Raw genomic sequence first — 16,639 nt, 5'->3', positions numbered from 1 at the left:
GCGTTCAGCTGCGTGCTGACGGCGGCATGGCATGAGACGGACACGGGCACGGGCAACCTCCTTCACGACAAAGCGGGAAGGTCAGTCTGCCTCAACCGGCGCCAGCCCGCGCCCATGGGATCTTTTTTCGTCCCGAATCAAGATGCGCGAATTTCAAAAACAAATATCGATATTGCCGTTGACAGCGGTGACGGCCCCCGCGCAATCTGTTGCCGTAACCAGGACGCCCGGCGGTGACCGGCGCGCAGGAAGAGGGCCTGATGACCATAATCGCACGACGCACCTTTCTCGGCACGTCCGCCATGCTCGCGGGCTGCACCATGGCCGCGCCGGTCGCGCGCACACCCCTCGCCATCGGCGGCGGCGGCGCGAAGGGCTTCGTGCGGCGTGACGGGCAGCGGCTGATGGTCGGCGACGAGCCCTACCGCTTCGTCGGCGCCAATATCTGGTACGCCGCCTATCTCGGTGCCGATGCCGCCTATGGCGATCGCGCACGGCTGGGGCGCGAGCTGGACGCGCTGGCGGCGATGGGCGTGACCAACCTGCGCGTGCTGGCCTCTGCCGAGGAAGGGCCGCTCAAGAACTCGATCAAGCCGGGGTTCCGCGGGCCGGGCACCGATTACAACCAGACGTTGCTCGCCGGGCTCGATTACGCACTGGCCGAAATGGCGAAGCGCGGCATGCGCGCCGTGCTGTACCTGACCAATTTCTGGGAATGGTCGGGCGGCATGATGACGTATCTGTCCTACGTCAACGGCGGCAACTATCTGAACATGAACGATCCCGCCCATCCGTGGCCGGAATTCGCGAACTTCAACGCGCAATTTTACGGCAATGACCGCGCGATGGGACTGTACCGCGACTGGATCCGCACCGTCGTCGGCCGCACCAACGGCGTCACCGGCACGCGCTATGCCGACGATCCGACGATCATGGCGTGGCAGCTGTCGAACGAGCCGCGCCCGTCGGGCGACGCGGCGCATGCCAACCTGCCGCAATTCTACGCCTGGGTCCGCAGCAGCGCGCAGCTGATCAAGTCGCTGGCGCCCCGGCAACTGGTATCGACCGGCAGCGAGGGGCTGAAGGGCGGGTTGGAGCGCGCCGACATCGTGCTGGCCGAACATGCCGTGCCGGAGGTCGATTACCTGACGGTACACATCTGGCCCAACAACTGGGACTGGGTTAAGCAGACCGACCTTGCCAACACTGCCGCCCGCGGCGAGGCGCTGACCGACAAATACATCGCCGACCATGTCGCGCTCGCCAAGCAGCTCGACAAGCCGATGGTGATCGAGGAGTTCGGCTATCCACGCGACGGCGGCAGCAACGATCCGGCGGTCGCGACGACCTACAAGGATCGGTTCTACGGCCGGATCTATACCGCCGCGCTCCGGAACATGACCGAGGGCGGGCCGATCGTCGGCACCAATTTCTGGGCATGGAACGGCGAAGCGCGCGCCGCGCATCCCGACTATCGGTTCAAGGACGGCGACAGGCAATATATGGGCGACCCGCCGCACGAACCGCAGGGCTGGTACGGCATCTTCACCGGCGACACGACGATCCGGTTGGTCGCCGACCACGCCGCCGCGATCGCTCGCCTGCCGAAGTAAGCTGACACTCCGTCCATCCTTACAGACGTCGCCCCAGCGAAGGCTGGGGCCTCTAGCGGCGCTTGTCCCGCGCTATCACCGGGAGATCCCAGCCTTCGCTGGGATGACGTCCGTTTGGATGGGGAAATGCTGTCAGCGCCCCGCCCCCTCCAACCCCGGCGCCACCTCCGCCTGGGGCAGGTAGCGCGGCGCCACCCGCGCCTTCGCCCGCTGTTCATAGGCATAGCCCGCCGCCAGCACGGTCGCGTCGGTGTTCGCGGTGCCGATGAACGACAGCCCGACCGGCAATCCCTGCATCAGCCCCATCGGCACGGTCAGATGCGGATAGCCCGCGACCGCCGGCAGGGTCGACGCCGACGGCCCGCCATATTGGTCGCCATAGACCGGATCGCTCAGCCACGCCGCGCCATAGGTCGGCGCGACCAGCACCTCCGCCTTCGCCGTCGCCAGCATCGCATCGATCCCGTCGCGCCCCGCCAGCCGCAGCGAAGTGGCCCGGGCAGTGCGATAGGCAGGGTCCGCCAGCCCCTTGGTCTTCACCGCGTCGTCGAACAGTTCCTGCGCGAAGAACGGCATTTCCGCCTCCGCTTGCTGGCGATTGAACGCGATAACCTGCGCCAGCGTCCGCGTCTTCACCGCCGGGGGCGTGGTGGCGAGATACGCGTCGAGATCGGCCTTCAACTCGGTCTTGAGGACGGTCAGTTCGGCGTCACCGAGCCCGTCGAGCTTCGGCATCTTCACCTCGACGAGCGTCGCCCCGGCCGCGCGCAGTACCGCCAGCGCCGCATCGAACCGCGCGGCAAGCGCCGCCGGCAGATCGTCGGGCCGCACCACGCCGACCCGCTTGCCCGCCAGCGCGCCCGCCGACAGGCCGGCGCTATAGTCCCGCGCCACCGTCCGCGCGGTCGCAGCGTCGGTCGGGTCCGGCCCGACCATAGCCGACAACAGCAGCGCGGCGTCGCGCACCGATCGCGCCATCGGCCCCGGCGTGTCCTGGCTATGGCTGATCGGCACGATCCGGCTGCGGCTGATCAGGCCCAGCGTCGGCTTGAACCCGACCAGCCCGTTGATCGACGACGGGCACACCACCGATCCGTCGGTCTCCGTCCCGACCGCGACGGCGGCAAGGCTGGCGGCGATCGCCGCGCCCGATCCCGACGACGACCCGCAGGCGGTACGGTCGAGCGCATAGGGATTGCGCACCAGCCCGCCGACCGCGCTCCACCCGCTCATCGACCGGGTCGATCGGATGTTGGCCCATTCGGACAGGTTGGTCTTGCCGAGGATCACCGCCCCCGCCCGGCGCAGCGCGGCGACCAGCGGCGCATCGCGGCCGGTCACATTGTCCTTGAGCGCGAGGCTGCCCGCCGTCGTCGCCATGCGGTCGGCGGTCTCGATATTGTCCTTGATCAGCACCGGCACCCCGTGCAGCGGCCCCCGCACCCGCCCGGCGCGGCGTTCGTCGTCCAGCGCCTTGGCCTGCGCCAGTGCGTCGGGGTTGAGCGCGATGACGCTGCGCAGCGTCGGCCCCTGCCGGTCGATCTTCGCGATCCGGGCGAGATAGGCGCGGGTGATGGCGACGCTGGTCAACGTGCCGTTGCGCATCCCCTCCGCCAACCGATCGACCGACACTTCCTCGACCGCATCGCCACGCGATTGCGCCACCACCGGCTGCGCCGCGCACACCAACGCCGCCATGCCCAAAAGTCCGTGCCAGCGCATGTCCCTGTCCCTCGTGATCGCTTCGCCGAAGCTAGCGCACCCGACGGCCCGCGCAATGGTGGAAACGGACACAGCCCCAAGCAAAAACCCCGCCAACCCAATGGGTTGACGGGGTTCTATATGGTGGGCGCGGCAAGGATTGAACTTGCGACCCCTGCGATGTCAACACAGTGCTCTACCACTGAGCTACGCGCCCGGCGCTGTCCTTCCGAAAGAAGGGAGCGAAACCGGAGTGGCGCTGTTAGCGGCGCCTCGTTGGGCTGACAAGCCCCTAATTGCTGGTCGGGATTCTTTCTCCCTCGAACAGCCGGTCGACCTCCGCCACCAGCTCGCGCAGATGGAACGGCTTCGACAGGATGCGGGCATGCGGCACCTGCCGCCCGGCCTTCAACGTGACCGCGGCAAAGCCGGTGATGAACATCACACGCAGGTCGGGCACCATCTCACCCGCGCGCTGCGCCAGTTCGATGCCGTCCATTTCCGGCATGACGATATCGGTCAGCAACAGGTCGAAACTCTCGGTCTGGAGCAGCGGGATCGCCGCCGTTCCCCGATCGACCGCACTGACGAAATAGCCGGCACGTTCCAGCGCACGCGTGAGATACTCGCGCATCACCTGGTCGTCCTCGGCCAGCAAGATTCTGAACATCCGACTCCCTTCGATGCCAGCCCCATGGATATGCCGAGGGTGGTTAAGATTTTCCAGCCGCATGCTCGACAAGCGCGACGGGGCGTGGTCCTTTGCGACCGATGGATGCTTCTCCGCTCCCGCCCTCCTTCCAGCGTACCGGTCCCGACGTGCCACGCTCGCCGCTGGTGATATCGGTACCGCATGCCGGGCGCGATTACCCGGCGGAGATGCAGGCGTTGCTGACCGTCCCAATCGCCCGGCTGACGGGCCTCGAGGACCGGTTCGTCGATGCCGTCGCCAGTGGCGCGCTGGGCGACGAAGCCATGATCGTCGCCCATCGGCCGCGCGGCTGGATCGACCTCAACCGATCGCCGGTCCGCGACCGCGATCCGCAGGTCGATGCCGGCATCGAGCCCCGCGCCTTCTCGGCGATGGCGTCGGACAAGGTGCGCAGCGGCATCGGGCTGATCCCCCGGCGCGCGGGCGGTGCGGAGAATATGTGGCGGCGCAAGTTGACCACGGCCGAGGTCGCCGTGCGGATCGCGCAAGACCATGCTCCGTATCACGCTGCACTGGCCGTCGCGCTCGCCGCCGCGCATGCCCGGTTCGGCACCGCATTGCTGGTCGACCTGCATTCGATGCCGCCGCTGCCCGGTGCCACGCCCGCGCGGATCGTGCTGGGCGACCGCTATGGCCATAGCTGCGGTGCGCGCTTTACCGATCTGGCGGCACGGGTGCTGCGCGACACCGGCCTGCCGCTGGCGGTCAACCACCCCTATGCCGGCGGCCATATCCTGAACGCCCATGCGCGCCCCCGCGCCGGCATCCACGGCTTGCAGGTCGAGATCGATCGCAGCCTGTATCTCGACGCCGCGCTCGATCGTCCCGGACCGGGGCTCGATGCGACGATCCGGCGGGTCCGCACCCTGCTCGACGCGCTGACCGACGCAGTGCTGGGCGATACGCGCCGCATCGCAGCGGAATAGCCCCAAGAAAAAAGCCACCCCGTACGGATCGCACGGAGTGGCCAAGGTTCAGGGAGGAGGCGCGTGAAACGCGCCGCACGGTCCAACGAAAGGGGGGACATCGAACCGTGTAAGCATGATTTAGGGTGGGGGTCGGAGCCGTTCAAGGCCCATTTTGCATTTGACCGTGGCTTTATCGTCACGGCACTTCAGCGTACCGAACGGGCGCCCGGCAGCATGCGCGACAACACCCCGTCGCGCAGGATCAAATGATGCCGCAGCGCGGCGGCAACGTGCAGCGCGACCAGCCCCGCCATCGCGAAACCGACCACTTCGTGCACCTCGTGCCCCAGCCCGGCGACCGCGGGCGGGATCGGGAGATAGGGGATCGGAAACAGCCCGAACCATTCGAGCGGACGACGCGTCGTGCCCGACACCATCGCCCAGCCGCTGAGCGGTACAATCAGCAACAGTGCGTAGAACAGCAGATGCGTCGCCTTCGCGATCATCCGTTCCCATGCGGGCACCCCGGCCGGCAGCGGCGGCGGCGCATGGCCGATCCGCCAGCCGATCCGGCCGAGCGTCAGCACCAGGACGGTGACGCCGATCGCCTTGTGCGCCGCCATCGAACCGCCGACCAAACCGATCCACAGATTGACCAGCACGCACGCCGCGATCGTCCAGTGGAACAGGATCGCGCCGCGCGAATAACGCCGGGCGTGGATCGGCCGGGTGGCGTTCATGGGAAAGACTTCCTGAAAACTCGCGGAAGAGCGAGTTTTAGTACGGTGCCAGCCCGCTCCCCCACCCGGCCACCCACACGGTATCCTTGATGGGTGGTCGGGTGGGGGAGCGGGCTGGCACCGCAAAATGCGTGTTCACGCATTTTCAAACAACGATCAAAACGTCGGCACCGCGACCGGCTGCGGCTGGACCTTGCCCTGCTGCATCTGGCGCGCGAACACGTCGCGCATCAGCGACAGCGAGAACAGGTGGGCGAAGATCAGCGGCAGCATGCCCGACTGCTGCATCTTGCGCAGCTGGTCGCCGCGCAGTTCGTTCAGCTTTTCCTCGGACACCATCTGGAACCCGCGATAGATGAACGGCTGGTCGTTGCCTTCCTGCTGGATCGCGACTTCGCCATCCATCAGCAGGCCGAGGTCCTTGATCTCCTTCATGAACATGCCGGTGCGCTGGCCGGCCTGCTCGAACTGCTCGTTGAAGGCGAGGATCTGCTTGGTCACTTCGCTCGGCTGGTCGCCGTCGAACAGCGCCTCGCCATCCTCGAACGGGCCGATGACTTCCGACGTCGGGTCGAAGCACAGCGACAGGTCTTCCGAATCGGGACGCAGCCGGGCGAGCAGGTAGGGATAGCGGCGGATATAGGCCGGGATATAAAGCTCCGGCTCGATCAGCCGCCCTTCGTCGTCGAGGAAGGTGTTGGCACCTTCATTCAGGCCCATCAGCGCCAGCGGCACGGGATCGTCGCCGACCGAGAACACGATCGGCATGCGCCGCTGCACCAGCGGAAATTCCTCGACGGTGACGGGGATCGCATGCTGTCCGGTCAGGAACGGCGCACGATCGGTCGCGCGGACCTTCCAGTTCGCATGGGTCTGGCTCGAAAGCGGTTCGAGCTGGTTGTAGAACAACGGAAGCGATTGATTCTGCGGCGCGCTGGCCATTTCAGGGTCTCCAAATACTCATATTCGGCCCGGCCAACCTTGCCGGACGGCCGCCCCCCCGGGCGAACCTCGTGCCAACGTCTATGGATTGGCGCTGCGGGGTGCAAGCGCTACCAGCTTGCCCGGATTGAACAGGCCCAGCGGGTCGAGCCCGGCCTTCACCCCGCGCAACGCCGCCAGCCGCGCACGCGGGCCGAGCCGTTCGAGTTCGCCGAGCTTCATCTGGCCGATGCCATGTTCGGCGGAGATCGACCCGCCCGCCGCCGCCACCGCGTCGTGGACGAAGCGGGTGATGCCCGGCGCGTCGTCGGCATACCAGCGCGCCGGATCGGCACCCACGGGCGCGCGGACGTGGAAATGGACGTTGCCGTCGCCCAAATGGCCGAAGGCGGTGGCATGGGTGCCGGCAAAGCGCGCTTCGGCCGCCGCCGCCGCCTCCACCATGAAGCGCGGCATCGCCTCGACCGGCACCGAAATATCATGCTGCACCGCCGGCCCGGTCGATTTCTCCGCCGCCGACAGCGTGTCGCGCAGCCGCCAGAACGCCTCGGCCTGCGCCTCGCTGACCGCGATCACCGCGTCGGCGACCTGCCCCGCAGCGACACCCGCGCCCAGCAATTCCTCCAGCAGCTTGGGCGGCGACGATTCGCCGGGCCCCGCCACCGCCTCGATCAGCAAATGCCATGGGTGATCACCCGACAAGGGCGCGCGCGCACCGGGCAGATGCGCCACCGCCAGCGCCAGCGTATCGGCGGGGATGATCTCGAAACTCTCGATTCGGTCGGTCGCCGCCTGCATCGCGCGCAGCAGGTCGAGCCCCGCCTGCGGATCGGCGATCCCCGCCCATGCCACCGCGCGCTCGGCGATAGCGGGCACCAGCTTCAGCGTCGCGGCGGTGACGATGCCCAGCGTCCCCTCCGCTCCCACCAGCAGCTGCGTCAGGTCGTAGCCACGATTGTCCTTGGGCAGCACGGTCAGCCCGTCATGCACCGACCCGTCGGGCAGCACCGCTTCCACGCCCAGCACCAGCCGCCGCATATTGCCCCAGCGCAGCACCTGCGTACCGCCGGCGTTGGTCGACACCAGCCCGCCGATCGTGGCACTGCCCCGCGCGCCCAGCGTCAATGGGAAGCGCTGCCCGGCCTCCGCCGCCGCTTCATGCAGATGCTGCAGGATCACGCCGGCCTCGGCCACCGCCTGCCCCTCGTCCAGGTGCCGGATACGGTCCATCCGCCGCAGCGACAGCAGTACCGCCGATCCGTCAGCCGGCGGCGTCGCTCCGCCGACCATCGACGTATTGCCCCCCTGCGGCACCACGGCCACGCCATGCTCGCCCGCCAGCGCGACCAGCCCCGCCACCTGCGCGGTATCGCCCGGCTCGAACAGCGCCGCGCTGGCGCCGTGATAGCGGCCGCGCCAGTCGGTCAGCCACGGCGCGATCCGTTCGGCATCGGTGGTGACGATCCGGTCGCCCCATGCCCGGCGGGCATCGGCGACCATGGCGGCGACGGGGGGCGGCATCATCGGTTGCGGTTAGCATCGCGTGCCCCCTTGCCGCCAGTTCATCTGCGGTTAAATTTCACTCGAGGATGATGACCGCGTGACCGCCTTGCCGCTTTCCGCAACGACCATGGTGTTGCTCCTGCTCGCGCTGCCCGGCGCGGCGCAGCGGCGCGTGGCGGAGTCGCCGCCGGTCGCCACCGTCCGGACCGAAGTCCGCGTCCAGCGCGTCATCATCCGCGTGCCCCGCGCGCCGTTCGCCCCCGTCGCCTACAGCGCCCCGCGCGCGCTGCCGCCGATCCAGTGGGTCGAAAAACATACCGATCGCTGCCTGCCGGTCGAAAGTCTCGCCGCCGTCACCATCAACCGCACCGACAGCGTCGACCTGCTGCTCAACAGCGGCGGCCGGGTCCGCGCCCGGCTGGCCGACGATTGCGCCGCGCTCGATTTCTATGGCGGGCTCTATATCAAGCCCAGCAGCGATGGCCGGATGTGCGCCTCGCGCGACGTCATCCGCTCGCGCTCGGGCGGGCAGTGCCGCATCTCCGCGTTCCGCGCGCTCGTGCCCGCGCGCTAGATTCGATCCGCTCGCCTGGGAACGGTGCCGGCCCGCTCGTCCCCACGAAACCTTGACTTTTCCGGCATTTTTGGCGAGGGGGCGTCCGATATATCGGAGCGCGGGCCTGTTGCGTTCCTCAGCCATGGAATCGCAATGACCTTTGCCGATCTCGGCCTGTCCGACGAACTGCTGCGTTCCGTTACCGATTCGGGCTACACCGAACCGACCCCGATCCAGGCGGCGGCGATCCCGTCCGTCCTGATGATGCGCGATCTGGTCGCCATCGCCCAGACCGGCACCGGCAAGACCGCGTCGTTCGTGCTGCCGATGATCGACATCCTCGCCCATGGCCGCAGCCGTGCGCGCATGCCGCGCTCGCTGATCCTTGAACCGACGCGCGAACTCGCGGCGCAGGTCGCCGAGAATTTTGAGAAATACGGCGCCAACCACAAGCTGTCGATGGCGCTGCTGATCGGCGGCGTGTCGATGGGGGATCAGCTCGCGGCGCTGGAAAAGGGCGTCGACGTCCTGATCGCGACGCCGGGCCGGTTGATGGACCTGTTCACCCGCGGCAAGATCCTGCTGACCGGTTGTTCGATGCTGGTCATCGACGAAGCCGACCGGATGCTCGACATGGGGTTCATCCCCGATATCGAGGAAATCTGCACCAAGCTGCCGAAACAGCGCCAGACGTTGCTCTTCTCGGCGACCATGCCGCCGCCGATCAAGAAGCTGGCCGACAAGTTCCTCGACAATCCCAAGACGATCGAGGTGTCGCGCCCGGCATCGACCAACCTCAACATCACCCAGCATGTCGTGCCGGTGTCCGCCGCGAAAAAGCGCGACGTGCTGCGCCAGTTGCTGGCGACCGAAGAGGTCCGCAACGCGATCATCTTCTGCAACCGCAAGACGACCGTGCGCGAGCTGAACAAGAGCCTGCAGCGCGCGCGCTTCCGCTCGGCTGAAATCCATGGCGACATGGACCAGTCGTCGCGCATCGCCGAACTGGAGCGCTTCAAGTCGGGCGACGTCACGATCCTCGTCGCGTCCGACGTCGCCGCGCGCGGCCTGGACGTGAAGGGGGTCAGCCACGTCTTCAACTTCGACGCGCCGTGGCACCCGGACGATTACGTCCACCGCATCGGCCGCACCGGTCGCGGTGGCGCGACGGGCATCGCCTATACGCTGGTCACCCCCGACGATGCCGAGAACATCGCCAATATCGAAAAGCTGACCGGCCAGAAGATTCCGGTGCTCGACCTGGGCAACGCCCCGGCCGAACCCGCGCCCGAGGCCGAACCGGTCGAGGAAGCGCCGCGTCGCGGTCGCCGCCGCCCGGCCGCCGAGGCCGACGCCGCTGCGCCGGCCCAGCGCGAACGTGCGCCGCGTGCCGAGCGTGAGGAGCGTGCGCCCCGTACCGAACGCGAAGAGCGCGCTCCGCGTACCGACCGCGAGGATCGCCGCCCGCGCCGCGACCGCGACGATCGCTACGACCGGGACGAACGCCGCGACGAACGCCCCGCCCGCTATGTGCAGCAGGATGCGGTCGAGGACGGCGCGTGGAACGGCCCCGTCCCCGCCTTCCTGAACGTCCGCATCCCGCTCTGATCCGGTGAGCGACGACCCGTTCGAAACGGTCGCGCCGGTGGCGATCGAGAGCCCGTGCGTGCTGGTCTGTTCGATGGATACCGACACCGGCTGGTGCCTCGGCTGTGGCCGGACCCGTGACGAAATCGCACGCTGGACCGCGATCGATCCGGACGCCCGCCGCGCGGTGATGGCGCTGCTGCCGGAACGCATGGCCGTTCTGGAGCAATAGCGCAAAGCGGGTTCCGAGCAGGTTGGATCACCGGCACGGTGGCGATTTCGGTTCGGGACAAGGCGCGAGGAGGGCGCGATGCAGCGGCATCGTGACCGACGAGCAACGCGGTCCCGGATCGAAAGCGCCCCGCCGCGCCAGCGGTCGCCCGCAGGGCGATGACGGTGGTGCAACCTGTTCGGAACCCGCTCTACCGGACCCGTGGGGCACCCCGTGCGTTGAGCGCGCGATCGGTAACCCCCGGAGATTCGCCATGGCCCTCACGCTCAAGCCGCTATCCGAACAGACTATCGTCATCACCGGTGCCTCGTCGGGCATCGGCCTCGCCACCGCGCGCCGTGCCGCCCGTGCCGGCGCCCGCGTGCTGCTGGTGGCGCGCAACGAGGACGCGCTGCGCGAGGCGGTCGAGACGATCCGGCTGCGCGGCGGCAAGGCCGATCATCTCGCGATCGACGTCACCGCCGCCGATGCGCCCGAGCGAATCGGGGCCAAGGCGCGCGAGGTGTTCGGCGGGTTCGACACCTGGGTCAACGACGCCGCCGTGGCGCTCTATGCCCGGCTGAGCGAAACCAGCCTCGACGAACAGCGCCGCGTGTTCGACGTCGGCTATTTCGCGCTGGTCGCCGCCTCGCTCTATGCGGCGCGCGAACTGACCGCGCGCGGCGGCGGGGCGATCGTCAATATCGGCTCGATCCTGTCCGACCGCTCGGTACCGGTACAGGGCGCGTACAGCGCGATGAAGCATGCGGTGCAGGGCTTTACCGAGGCGTTTCGCATGGAATTGGAGGCCGAAGAGCGCCCGGTCTCGGTGACCCTCATCAAGCCCGCCGCGATCGACACCCCCTATCCCGAACATGCCCGCAACCGCATGGACCAGCCCGCGCGCGTGCCCCCGGTGGTCTACGACCCCGATCTGGTGGCCAAGGCGATCTGCTTCGCCGCCGAACATCCCAAGCGCGACCTGACCGTTGGCGGCACCGGCATGGCGATGACGAAGATGAGCAACCTGCTGCCGCGTAGCGCCGACCGGTTCATGGAAATGTTCTTCAAGGAAGAGGCGCAGACGACGACCACACCGGCGGCGCCGGGAACGAAGGACAATCTGTTCGAACCGCGCGCCGATGGCCGGACGCGGTCGAACCAGGATCATTATGTCCGCAAGCAGAGCCTCGCGCTCGAAGCGCAGATGCGGCCCTGGACCACGGCGGCGGTGCTGGGCGGGATCGGTGTCGCTGCCGGCATGCTGCTGTCGCTGCGTGGATCGACGCCGCGCCGCAAGCCGGAGGCGCCCAAGCTACTCCCCCCGCCGTTGGCGCATCAGGCCGACGGCACCGATTCGTCGGCATCGTTCGCCGCGGGCATTGCCGATGAAGGCACGATCCCCGGCGAACGCGACCGCTTCTCCGAACGGCCCGCGGGTGCCGTCGTCGCGCCGAACGCGGGCGAGATCAAGGTCGCGAACCCCTGATCCTTCGTCACCCCGGGCTTAACCCGGGGTGACGATTGCGGGCGGGGTTCTGGATCGCGAATAACGACCGTCGGCCCGAGCTATCCGCCCCCTATCGCGGCGCCAGCCGCACCGCCCCGGTCAGGCCGGACCGCGCGTTCGGCTCCGCTTCGACCAGTACCGCCACCGTCTTCGCCCCCGCCGGCACCGCTGCTTCCAGCGGCGCACCCGCGAAATCACGCTTCGCCGCGACCTGTCGCCCGTCGACATAGACGGTCGCCCGTCCCTCGATCCGCGTGAAGCTGAGCGTGCCGCCTTCCGCCACCACCCGCCGCCGTACCGGCAGGGTGGCGCGGTACAGGCGGAACGACGGCCCCGTCTCGGGCGTCGCCGCCGAACCGCTGCGGGTGAAGTCCCAGCTGTTATTGTCGTTGGGCGGCGGCGCCAGCGCCGGATCAGGGGCGGCGGCGAACGACTTCGACCGTCGCCAGCCGAGGATGAACGCGCCGGTCGGCGTCACCGCCACCTGCGCGCGCGGGCTCGCCGCCACCCGGTCGATCACCAGCCGCGCGGGACGCAAGCCTTCCGCACTCGCCGCGATCGCCACCTTGCCGCGCCCCTCACCCGCCTGCACCAGCATCTGCGCCAGCCCGTTGAACAGCGAGCGTTGCGGCGCCTTCTCGCTTTCATGGCTGTTGGGGTCGCCATTGCCAACGCCGATCAGCGTCGCGCCGTCGACAGTAAAGCGGGTCAGGCGGTTCTCCGTCGGGACATGCCGCCCCTGCGCATCGACCGCATCGATCGTGACCGGCACGACGTCCTCGTTATCCCCCAGCATTGCCGTACGCGCCGGGGTCAGCCGCAGCGCGACCGCCGGTCCCGCCGTCTCATGCGTCGCCCGCGCGACCTCGCGTCCGCCCTTCAGCGCGATCGCCTCCAGCTTCCCCGGTGCATAGGGGACGGTGAAGGCATTGCCCATGATCCGGTCGACCGCCTGCTCGCCGACCATCCGTCCGTTCAGCACGACGCGGACCCGTTCGGCGTTGCTCGTCACCAGCAGCGCGATCGGCTGGCCTTCGCGTCCCGGCCACGTCCAATGCGGCGCGACGCCGATCACCGGCTCGCTATCGATCCAGTGCGCGCGGTGAATGTCGTAGGCGGTCTTGGGGAAACCGCACAGGTCGAGGATGCCGAAGAAGCTGGCGATCGTCGGCCAGGTGAACGGCGTCGGCTCGCCATGATAATCGAACCCGGTCCACACGAACCCGCCGGCGATGAAGCGCCGTTTCGCGATCTCCGCCCATGCGTTCCGGTGCGTCGCGCCCCATGGCGCGGCTTCGGTATCCATCGACGACATCACATGCGCGGCCTTGTCGGTGGCATAGGCGCCGCGCGTCATGAACGCGCTGGTATCCTCCGACGAACTGCTGGGCTTGGCCGGGTTCAGCGCGTGGAACTTGTCGTAATCGCCCTGATAGTAATTGAACCCCATCACATCGACGACGCTCGACACGTTCTGGGGGTCGTAGAAGCTGCCGTTCATCGCCGCGGTGACCGGGCGGCTGTCGTCGAGCGCGTGGACGCGGGCGGCCATCCGTCGCACCATCTCGACCCCGGCTTCGGTGCCCTGCATCGGTTCCTCGTTGAAAACCGACCACAGGATGATGCTGGGATGGTTGCGATGCGCGCGGACAAGCCATTCCAGCTGCGCCATATTCTCCGGCGCCGGGTTGAATATCCGGTTCTCGTCCATGACGACGAACCCCATCCGATCACACAGCTGATAGAACTCTGGCGCCTGCGCGTTGTGCGAACAGCGGATGGCGTTGACGCCGGTGTCCTTCATCCGCTGCAGCCGCCACGCCAGCAGCGCGTCGGGCACCGCGACGCCGACCCCGGCATGGTCCTGATGCAGGCACACGCCCTTCAGCTTCACGGCCTTGTCGTTCAGGAAGAAGCCTTCGTTCGCGTCGAAGCGGATCGTGCGGAAACCGATGGCGACGCGCCGCTCATCCCCGCCACCCGGCGCATCGGTGGTGACGCGCACGGTGTAGAGCGTCGGTGCCTCGATCGACCAAAGCTGCGGATCGGCGACCGCCAGCGAGATCGCAACCTGCGCTTCGGCCAGCGGTTGCAGTTCGGCGGTTGCCCGTGCGCTGCCGACGACCTTGCCAGCGGGGTCGAGCAGGTCGACCATGACCGTCGCGGTCGCCGCCGTCCGCGCGATGCTCTCCAGCGTCACCGACACCGGCACCTGCCAACGCCCGTCGCTGCCCAGGCGCGGGTCGCAATGCACGCCGTCGGTCGCGATCGACACCGGCGACCGCTTCGCCAGCCAGACATGGCGGTAGAGCCCGGCGCCCTCGTACCACCAGCCCTCCATCGCGGTTGCATCCACCCGGATCGCGATGACGTTCAGTTCGTCGCCGAACCGCGCGAACGGGGTCAGGTCGATGGCGATCGCGTTGTAGCCGGAGAAGTTGCGCGCCACGACGCTGCCGTTGATCCAGATCGTCGCGGCGGTGGCGATCGCGCTGAAATGCAGCTCCAGCTTCTTCCCCCGGTCTTCGGACGCGAGCCGCAGCGTGCGGCGGTACCAGCCGATCCCGCGCGGGCGATAGCCCTGCGACACGTTCGCCGTCTCGACGAAGCCCTGCGCCGACGCCCAGTCGTGCGGCACGGTAACCGTTGCCCAGTCGCTGTCGTCATATTCCATCGCCGCCGCGCCGCGGGCGTTGCCCGCCTTCGCATTGGTATAGGTTTCGTCGTGCGTCACCGGCAGTGGGAAGACGATGTCGCCTTCGTGGAACAGCCAGCCATTGGATAGCAGGATACGCGACGGGTCCTCGACCGGCAGGCGTTCGGGCAGGCCGGGACGCGGTGACAGGCCGTGGAGCAGTCCGCTCGGAACCGCACGCTTCGGAGCAGACAGCGCGGGCAGCGCGGTGACGGCCAGCGTGCCGGCGGTGCCGGTCAGCAGGGCGCGGCGGCCCATCGGCGGGAAGGTCATCGGTTCGTCCCCTCGGTATCGATCGCGTTGCGCAGCGCGCGCACGGTGGCGGCATCGGTTCGGGCCGGTCCCGGCCCGGCAAAGCCCAGCGCGGTCACGCGGGGATCGTCCTGCACCAGCGGCGTGCCCGCCGATGCATGGACTTCGCGGGCACCGGTCATCGCCAGCAGCCCCGCGACATTCCCGGGGCGCACGCCCGACCCCGGCATCACCACGATCCGCTCGCCCGCGCACGCCTGCATCGCGGCGATCGTCCCGGCACCATCGATCGCGCGCACCGCCCCGCCCGAGGTCAGGATGCGGTGAAAACCGAGCGCCACGGCGGGATCGACCGCAGCGACGGGATCGGGTAGCAGGTCGACCGCACGGTGCAGCGTCAGGTCGATATCGGCGCGGTCGCCGCGCACCGCATCGAGCCACGCCGTCGTCACCGGCAGATCGATCACGCCGCCGCGCACCGCGCCGAACACCAGCCCGTCGACCCCGGCGGCGATCAGGGCGCGCGCGTCGGCGATGGCGGTCGCCAAATCGGCATCGTCATAGGCGAAGTCGCCCGCCCGCGGCCGCACCATCGCATGGACCCGCACGCCCGCTGCCTTCGCCCGCTCTACCACCAGCGCCACCAGCCCGGCAGGCGGCGTCAATCCGCCGACCGCCAGCGCGCCGCACAGTTCGATCCGGTCGGCGCCGCCAGCGATCGCTGCTTCGCACCCGTTTACGCTGTCGATACAGATTTCCAGCGTCACCGCGCCCATGCCTGCTTCCTGCCTATTTTATATGACTAATGAAGCGTCATCGCGGCAGGTCAAGCCGCTTCGCATGCTTGACTCCGCGGACCCGTAACCGTAAGCGCCGCCCCAGCCGTCACGCGGGGGATTCGTCCTGCGCGCGACGTCCGTCCGAGACAGCAGGTGCGGGTTTCCCGCTTAATGTCCTGCCGAGACGGGGAATGTGTATTCCGCCCGATCGTGCCGAGGCACGTCGGGCCGGCCATGAAGCGACCCTGCGCATCGGTGCAGGGCTCCGCATGGCGACCATGCCCCTCACGGACTTTCGCCCCGGTCGTCGCAACCTGCGACGGGCGGATTGTTCGCGGGCGTTTCCGGTTCTGCCGGGACACGCCCCAGTAAAGGAGAACGGCATGGATCGCACTCAGAAGAGTGAAGCCGTCGCCGAGCTGAACCGCACCTTCAACGAGGTCGGCGTGGTGGTCGTCACCCGCAACCTCGGCATGACCGTCGCCCAGTCGACGGCCCTGCGCAACAAGATGCGGGAAGCCGGCGCGAGCTACAAGGTCTCGAAGAACCGTCTTGCCCGGATCGCAGCCGAAGGCACGCCGTACGCGGTGCTGTCGGACCTGCTGACCGGCCCGACGGCGCTGGCGACGTCGACCGATCCCGTCGCTGCGGCGCGGGTCATCAACGACTTCGCCAAGACGAACGACAAGCTCGAGATCGTCGGCGGCGCCATGGGCGGCCAGATCCTCGACGCGAACGGCGTGAAGGCTCTGGCCTCGCTGCCCTCGCTCGACGAACTGCGCGCCAAGCTGGTCGGCCTCATCGTTGCCCCGGCAACGAAGATCGCCACCATCACACAGGCACCCGCGGCCCAGATCGCGCGCGTGCTGTCGGCATATGCGGAGAAGGAAGCCGCCTGATTTGGCGCTTCCCACCTACACAACCCTATCT

At 68.3% G+C, this 16,639-nt stretch carries 15 protein-coding genes and 1 tRNA gene; 8 read left to right on the top strand and 8 right to left on the bottom strand.

Annotated features, from left to right (window positions below):
* A partial coding sequence (locus MF610_RS16205; protein ID WP_242200314.1) for a hypothetical protein occupies positions 1–237 on the top strand: 237 nt, incomplete at its 5' end.
* 23 nt (positions 238–260) lie between these two features.
* On the top strand, positions 261–1,613 hold the full coding sequence (locus MF610_RS16200) for a glycoside hydrolase 5 family protein (protein WP_242200313.1): 1,353 nt from the start codon (positions 261–263) through the stop codon (positions 1,611–1,613).
* Between the two features lie 132 nt (positions 1,614–1,745).
* On the opposite strand, the gene MF610_RS16195 is transcribed toward MF610_RS16200, so the two are convergent.
* The 3 genes from MF610_RS16195 to cpdR all read right to left on the bottom strand — a co-directional run bounded on the left by MF610_RS16195 (position 1,746) and on the right by cpdR (position 3,984).
* The gene (locus MF610_RS16195; RefSeq protein ID WP_380870604.1) at positions 1,746–3,335 is read right to left on the bottom strand and encodes an amidase; all 1,590 of its coding nucleotides are present in this window, start codon (positions 3,333–3,335) and stop codon (positions 1,746–1,748) included.
* Positions 3,336–3,456: 121 nt separating this feature from the next.
* Positions 3,457–3,531: transfer RNA gene (locus MF610_RS16190), tRNA-Val, on the bottom strand.
* Between the two features lie 75 nt (positions 3,532–3,606).
* Positions 3,607–3,984, bottom strand: coding sequence for a cell cycle two-component system response regulator CpdR (cpdR, locus tag MF610_RS16185; protein ID WP_055761907.1), 378 nt, complete (start codon positions 3,982–3,984; stop codon positions 3,607–3,609).
* Positions 3,985–4,133: 149 nt separating this feature from the next.
* Here cpdR and MF610_RS16180 point away from each other — a divergent pair, with 149 nt between their 5' ends.
* Positions 4,134–4,952 (top strand): N-formylglutamate amidohydrolase, encoded by an 819-nt coding sequence (locus MF610_RS16180; protein ID WP_242200307.1) that lies wholly within the window; start codon positions 4,134–4,136, stop codon positions 4,950–4,952.
* A 188-nt stretch (positions 4,953–5,140) separates the two neighbouring features.
* On the opposite strand, the gene MF610_RS16175 is transcribed toward MF610_RS16180, so the two are convergent.
* From MF610_RS16175 to MF610_RS16165, 3 genes are all read right to left on the bottom strand, one after another.
* Positions 5,141–5,674, bottom strand: coding sequence for a cytochrome b (locus MF610_RS16175; protein WP_242200306.1), 534 nt, complete (start codon positions 5,672–5,674; stop codon positions 5,141–5,143).
* A gap of 156 nt (positions 5,675–5,830) precedes the next feature.
* Positions 5,831–6,616 carry a SapC family protein gene (locus MF610_RS16170; protein WP_242200305.1) on the bottom strand — a complete coding sequence of 262 codons (786 nt, stop codon included), beginning with the start codon at positions 6,614–6,616 and terminating at the stop codon, positions 5,831–5,833.
* Positions 6,617–6,697: 81 nt separating this feature from the next.
* The gene (locus tag MF610_RS16165) at positions 6,698–8,140 is read right to left on the bottom strand and encodes an FAD-binding oxidoreductase (protein ID WP_380870603.1); all 1,443 of its coding nucleotides are present in this window, start codon (positions 8,138–8,140) and stop codon (positions 6,698–6,700) included.
* A gap of 76 nt (positions 8,141–8,216) precedes the next feature.
* Here MF610_RS16165 and MF610_RS16160 point away from each other — a divergent pair, with 76 nt between their 5' ends.
* The 4 genes from MF610_RS16160 (at position 8,217) to MF610_RS16145 (ending at position 11,962) form a co-directional block, all read left to right on the top strand.
* Positions 8,217–8,693: a hypothetical protein gene (locus MF610_RS16160; protein ID WP_242200304.1), complete on the top strand. Its 477-nt coding sequence runs from the start codon at positions 8,217–8,219 to the stop codon at positions 8,691–8,693.
* A 135-nt stretch (positions 8,694–8,828) separates the two neighbouring features.
* Entirely contained in the window at positions 8,829–10,283 is a 1,455-nt protein-coding gene (locus MF610_RS16155) for a DEAD/DEAH box helicase (RefSeq protein WP_242200303.1), read from the top strand.
* A gap of 4 nt (positions 10,284–10,287) precedes the next feature.
* Complete coding sequence (locus MF610_RS16150; protein WP_242200302.1) at positions 10,288–10,494, top strand: DUF1289 domain-containing protein; 207 nt, start codon at positions 10,288–10,290, stop codon at positions 10,492–10,494.
* Positions 10,495–10,747: 253 nt separating this feature from the next.
* Positions 10,748–11,962, top strand: coding sequence for an SDR family oxidoreductase (locus MF610_RS16145; protein ID WP_242200300.1), 1,215 nt, complete (start codon positions 10,748–10,750; stop codon positions 11,960–11,962).
* A 91-nt stretch (positions 11,963–12,053) separates the two neighbouring features.
* Here MF610_RS16145 and galA read toward each other — a convergent pair whose 3' ends face one another.
* Both galA and MF610_RS16135 read right to left on the bottom strand, forming a co-directional pair.
* A complete protein-coding gene (gene galA / locus MF610_RS16140; protein ID WP_242200298.1) occupies positions 12,054–14,951 on the bottom strand; it encodes a beta-galactosidase GalA in 2,898 nt (965 codons plus the stop codon).
* Entirely contained in the window at positions 14,948–15,706 is a 759-nt protein-coding gene (locus tag MF610_RS16135; RefSeq protein WP_242200295.1) for a copper homeostasis protein CutC, read from the bottom strand. The genes galA and MF610_RS16135 overlap by 4 nt, the downstream gene beginning before the upstream one ends.
* A gap of 386 nt (positions 15,707–16,092) precedes the next feature.
* On the opposite strand from MF610_RS16135, the gene rplJ reads away from it, so the two are divergent.
* Positions 16,093–16,608, top strand: a complete 516-nt coding sequence (rplJ, locus tag MF610_RS16130; RefSeq protein WP_242200418.1) for a 50S ribosomal protein L10 — start codon at positions 16,093–16,095, stop codon at positions 16,606–16,608.
* Positions 16,609–16,639: the final 31 nt, after the last annotated feature.

The organism is Sphingomonas hankookensis, from assembly GCF_022664465.1.
In the GTDB taxonomy this organism is placed as follows: Bacteria; Pseudomonadota; Alphaproteobacteria; order Sphingomonadales; family Sphingomonadaceae; genus Sphingomonas; species Sphingomonas hankookensis.
Note: the sequence above shows the minus strand (reverse complement) of the source record. Positions and strands in the feature narration are given on the sequence as shown.